The following is a 5,245-nucleotide window of genomic DNA, read 5'->3' on the forward strand; positions in this document are numbered from 1 at the left end:
TGGCGAGGGGCCCGGCGGGCCTGCGAGGGCGGGCGGCGCCGGAATCTGCGGCACCGCCGCTTCCCACGTGCGCCGACGAACTGACACTCGCCCCGACTCCCGCGCACAGCTCGGTTTCCGGGTCGGCAGAGCGCGGCCCGCCGAACTCGGCCCGCGCATCGGCCTCGCCCCGCCGCCCGGCCTCCGCGCCGGACGACGCCCGACCCCCCTCCAGTCCCTCGGCGTCCGTCTCCGGTGCTCCGAACACCCCAGTGGACGGCTCCCGCGCAACCTCCTGCGCTGGGCCGTCCGTTCGGGGTGTTCGGGAAGGGGGCACCGTCATCGGGCGCTGGCCCCCTCGGGGTTGGCGGCGAGGCCCCACCAGGCGATCAAGCCGACGCAGATTGCTGTGAGGACTGTTGATGGCCCGCCGATGTCCGCGTACATGAAGTCCGTGAGCTGCCACACCGACAGCCCGCAGGCGATCAACGCGCAGTCGAGGGAGCCTTGTTGGAGTCGGTGTGTGCGGGCCAGGTTGCGTAGGGCGCAGGTCAGGAGGGCCAGCCAGCCGCCCGCGAGGGCGAGGAGGCCGAGGAGGCCCTGTTCGCTGAGGATCAGCAGGTACATGTTGTGCGGGGACAGGAGGGGTTGTTTGACGTACGCCGAGCCGGCGCCCTCCGTGTCGCTGCCGGAGGAGAGGGCCAACGAGGCGTGTGCGTCGCGGTGTTCGGGGAAGCCCTTCAGGCCGACGCCCGTCAGGGGGTTCTCGCGCCACATGCCGATCGCGGCGGCCCACATGGTGTAGCGGTCGGTGACGGACTGGTCCGGGGTGTCGGTGACTTGGGTGATGCTGCTGACCCGCTCCTGGAGCATCGCGGAGCCGACGCCGAGGCCGCCGACGAGGATGATGCCGAGGGAGACGACAACCGCCCCTACTTTGAGGGCCCTTCGCAGGCCCGCCAGGACCAGCTGGACCGAGCAGGTGAGCGCCGTGGCGATCCAGGCGCCCCGGCTGAAGGACAAGGCCAGCGGAATCAGCAGCGCGCCCGCGCACGCCGCAGCGATCAGGCGTTCCCGCCGCACCGACCGCCCCAGCGCGAGCCCCACCGCGCAGATCAGCCCGAAGGACACGACGGTCGCCATCCCCATGACGTCCTGCGGCCCGAACGTGCCGACCGCCCGGATCTCCTCGCCCTGGTAGGACGCCCCGGTGTGGGTGACGAACTGGTGGACGCCGACGGCCCCTTGCCACCCGGCGAGGCCGACGAAGGACCAGGCGAGGAGCCGGAAGTCGCGGGCGTCGCGGATGAGGAGGAGGACCGCGGCGGGGACGAGGACGAAGACCTGGAGGTAGCGCCCGAGCCCGGACACCCCGGCGCTCGCGGAGGACGCGCCGAGCGCGGCGAGCGTGAGCCCCGCGACCGGCATCCCGAAGAGCACGGCGGCCCGCCGGGACAGCGGCCGGGCCCGCCGCCGCAGCAGCCGTACGACGCAGAAGAGGACGACGAGCGCGGAGAGCGCGTCGGCGGGCCCGGCACCCCCCTCGCCGCCGGGCGCGACGGGCAGGGCGATGAGCGCGATCACGGCGGCGACCGGCAGGACCGGCGAGAAGGACCGGGGCGGCGTGAGGGGCAGGGCGAGGGCCATCGGCGTCAGCTCCCGGTCGGACGGACGAAGGCGGCGGCGGTGCGCAGCAGGATGCAGACGTCCTGCCACAGCGACCAGTTGTCGATGTAGGCGTTGTCGAAGCGGGCCCGGTCCTCGATCGAGGTGTCCCCGCGCAGCCCGTTGATCTGGGCGAGCCCGGTGATCCCGGCCCGCATCCGGTGCCGGGCCGCGTAACCGGGGTAGGTCTGGCTGAACTGCCCGACGAAGTACGGCCGTTCGGGACGCGGCCCGACGAGGCTCATGTCTCCGCGCAGCACGTTCCACAGCTGGAGCAGCTCGTCCAGCGAGGTCTGCCGCAGGAACCGGCAGAACGGGCTCATCTCCCGTTCTCCGGCGACACTCCACCGCGTCGCGGACTCGTGCTCGTCGGCGGGCCGGTACGTGCGGAACTTCAGCAGCGTGAACGGCCGCCCGTCCTTCCCGATCCGCTCCTGCCGGAACACCACCCCGGGCCCGTCGGTCAGCCGCAGCACCACCGCGCACACCAGCAGCAACGGGCTGATCAGCAGCAGCAGAACCCCGGAGACGGCAACGTCCAGCAACCGTTTACCGGCGCTGCCCCGCCGCCGCAGCCCGAGATCCAGCGGCCGGCGCGCGTACCCGGCGAGCTGGTCGCGCGAGGCGTACGACGGCGACTCCGCGTCCACCTCCCACACCGCGCACCCGGACTCCGCGAGCGCCCGCAGCAGCGGCGCCTGCCTGACCCGTACGGCCGGGTCGACGCACAGGACGTCCCGCACCCCGTTCTGCACGACCGCCATCTGCACGTCCTGACCGTTCGTCAGAACCGGCAACCCGCCGCTACCGCCGCCCTGTTCGGCGACGATCCCGACCGGCTCGACCCCGCACCGGGGCTGCCGCAGGACGGCGGCGGCGACCTTCTGCGCGGTGGCGGCGGGGCCCACGACGAGCGCGGCGCGCGGACGGCGGGCCAGCAGCCGCCGGCGCCGGTGGTGCACCAGCGACCGCCCGGCGCACGCGGCACCTGCCTGCGCCGCGCACCCGAACCCGAGGGTCCCCCAACTCAGCGCGTGCTCGGGGGAGTTCGCGGCGACGAGGGCGGCGAGCAGCAGCCAGGCGACCGCGATCCGCCCGCAGACGGCGGGGAGTTCGTCCAGCACCCCCGCGACGGGCCGCGCCCGCTGGGGCCGCAGAAGTATCGTCGCCGCCACCAGCACCCCGACCAGCAGAGGCCGGCGCTGCGCCTCGGCGAGCGCGGGGAGGCCGGCGGCCACGGCGGCGAGGTCGGCCAGCAGCAGCGGCAGCGGCGACGCGGGCCGCGCCGAGGGCCGCCGTACCGGGAAGCGGAACCCCGTACCGCTGTCGCGGCGCGGGATGACGGAGACGGGCGAACCGGGGGAGGGGACGGTGCTTTCGGCGGTCACGAGTGGATGGACTCCCTGCACTCGGTGGGCTCGACGCGCGGCAACGGCCGCTCGCCGCCCAGGAGTTCGCGGTACAGCTCCGCGACCGTCCCGGCGCTGCGCCGCACGTCGTGTGTGGACAGGACGTGCCGGCGGCCCCGGGAGCCGAGGGACTCGCGCAGCAGGGGGTCGAGCAGCAGGCCGGTGACCGCGCCCGCCAGCGCGGCGGGCTCCCCGGGCGGCACCAGGCATCGTTCGGCGAGCGCGGGCGGCAGGCTCTCGCGGGCGCCGGCCACGTCGGTCACCACCACCGGCCGGCCGCACGCCATCGCCTCCAGCGGGGCGAGCGCCATGCCCTCCCAGCGGGACGGCAGGACGACCAGATCGGCGGCCTGGTACCAGGGGGCGGTGTCCTCGACGGCACCGGCGAACGTCACCGACTCCGGTGCCCGAAGGGCGAGTTGGGACCGGTCCGGGCCGTCTCCGACCAGTACGAGACGGGCTCGCGGCACCTGCCGGACGACCGACTCCCACGCCGCGAGCAGCAGGTCCTGGCCCTTCTGCCGGCACAGCCGCCCCACGCACACCACGAGCGGCGCGGCCGGGTCGACGTCCGGGAGGAGGGCGGCGCGGACGGTGTCCACGGGGGCGGGGTGGAAGCGGCCGGTGTCGATGCCGTTGGGGATCACCTGGTACCGGGCGGCGATCCCGGCGCGCTCGCCCGCCGCCCGCTCGCCCTCGCTCACGCACACCAGCCGGTGCGCCCAACGCGCCCCGAACCGCTCCCAGTTGAGGGCGAGCGCGGCCATGGCCCCGTCGACGGCCTCGAACGACCAGGCGTGCGGCTGGAACACCGTCGGCACCCGCCCGCGCACCGCGAGCCGCCCGGCGAGACCGGCCTTCGCGGAGTGCGCGTGCACCAACTCCGGCCGCACGTCCCGCAGTACACGCCCGAGCCGCCGAACTTCCGGCCCCAGCGAGGGCCCTGGCGCGCGGGCCGCCTCCCACCGGCGTACGACGGCCCCGAGCGCGGCCAGGTCGGCGGCGAGCGGGCTGTCGGGGAGGGCGACCGTGACCTGGCACCCGGCGGCGAGCTGAAGGGCCGTCAGATCCCGGACGACGCGGGCGACTCCGCCGTCCACGGGCTGGGTGACGTGCAGGACCCGGGGACCGGCTTCGGGTACCGACTGGTGCATGGCGCGGTTTCCTCGCTCACGGACGACGCTCGGGACGGGCGGGAACGCGCCTGACTACTGCCGGGCGTCGACGGCGACGAAGACCGCGCCGGCCCACGCCGCGTCCCGGGAGGAAACGAGACGGAAGGCCGCCTGGTCACCACCGCGCCGCAAACCCTCGCTCAGATCGAACACGTCGGAGTCGTAGCCGAGGGTGCTCGCGTACGCCGGTTCACGCGCCGCCGGAGCCTCCCCCGGCTCGCTGATCGTGGAGTTCAGTACGTCGCCGGCCGGATTGGCGGCGTTCTTGAGCGCGGTCTCGCGGCCCTTCCCCGTCGAAAACACGAGCGAGTCACCCGTTCGGCCGGGGGCGCCGTCGTAGGCCACGAGCCCGGCGTACCCGCCCGCGTGCGCCGCCAGCGCGCGCCCCTTGAGGGTCACTTCGTGCCCCCGCTTTCCGTTCAGGGTGTCGAAGCCGTCCCAGAGGGAGAGGTGGCGGAGGGGTTCGTTCCGATTGTCGTACGCCACGACGAGCGTCCACCCGCCCCAGGCGCCGGCCTTCGACTTCCCCATCGCCACGTTGACTTGTGCGACCGTGTACAGCCCCTCGCCGCTCTCCCGGACGAGCTTCGTGACGTCCGCCGATGCCTGGAAGGCGTCGGCGCCGCCCGCGACCCGGTGGCCCACGACCGTGTCGGCGAGGAGTGCCTTGTAGGAGCCGCCGGGCTCGGCGATCAGGACGCGGCCGTTGTCCTTCGGCGGCTTCTGCTCGCCGACGCGCAGGTTGCCGCCCCAGTAGAGGCGGGCGTACGTGACGCGCGAGCCCTCCGGGAGGCGGACCTCGGCGCGGGAGGAGTTGTAGGTGTTCGGGTCGTCGTCGACGTCGACGTAGAACATGTCGAAGTCGCCGTTGGCGGCGGGGAGCCGGGCGGCGCGCGCGTCCGTGCAGCCGGGGGTCTCGGCGCGGCAGCTGATCGAGGTGTTCGCGGCGCGGACGATGCCGCCGTGCTGGGTGGCGCGGTAGCGCTCGGCGAACGGGAGGGCGGGGGCCTCGGCGGC

General features: G+C 74.6%; 4 protein-coding genes. All 4 read right to left on the minus strand.

Features of this window, described 5'->3' with window-relative positions:
- Window positions 1-318: 318 nt before the first annotated feature.
- On the minus strand, window positions 319-1,626 hold the full coding sequence (locus tag AOK24_RS29450; protein ID WP_055723086.1) for an O-antigen ligase family protein: 1,308 nt from the start codon (window positions 1,624-1,626) through the stop codon (window positions 319-321).
- Between the two features lie 5 nt (window positions 1,627-1,631).
- On the minus strand, window positions 1,632-3,032 hold the full coding sequence (locus tag AOK24_RS29455; RefSeq protein ID WP_055723087.1) for an exopolysaccharide biosynthesis polyprenyl glycosylphosphotransferase: 1,401 nt from the start codon (window positions 3,030-3,032) through the stop codon (window positions 1,632-1,634).
- Complete coding sequence (locus tag AOK24_RS29460) at window positions 3,029-4,207, minus strand: glycosyltransferase (protein ID WP_055723088.1); 1,179 nt, start codon at window positions 4,205-4,207, stop codon at window positions 3,029-3,031. Before AOK24_RS29460 ends, AOK24_RS29455 begins: the two co-directional genes overlap by 4 nt.
- A gap of 54 nt (window positions 4,208-4,261) precedes the next feature.
- On the minus strand, window positions 4,262-5,245 hold a 984-nt coding region (locus tag AOK24_RS29465; protein WP_055723089.1), incomplete at its 5' end, for a DUF3344 domain-containing protein.

Origin of the sequence: Streptomyces niveiscabiei, from assembly GCF_001419795.1 — a bacterium.
Lineage (GTDB): Bacteria > Actinomycetota > Actinomycetes > Streptomycetales > Streptomycetaceae > Streptomyces > Streptomyces niveiscabiei.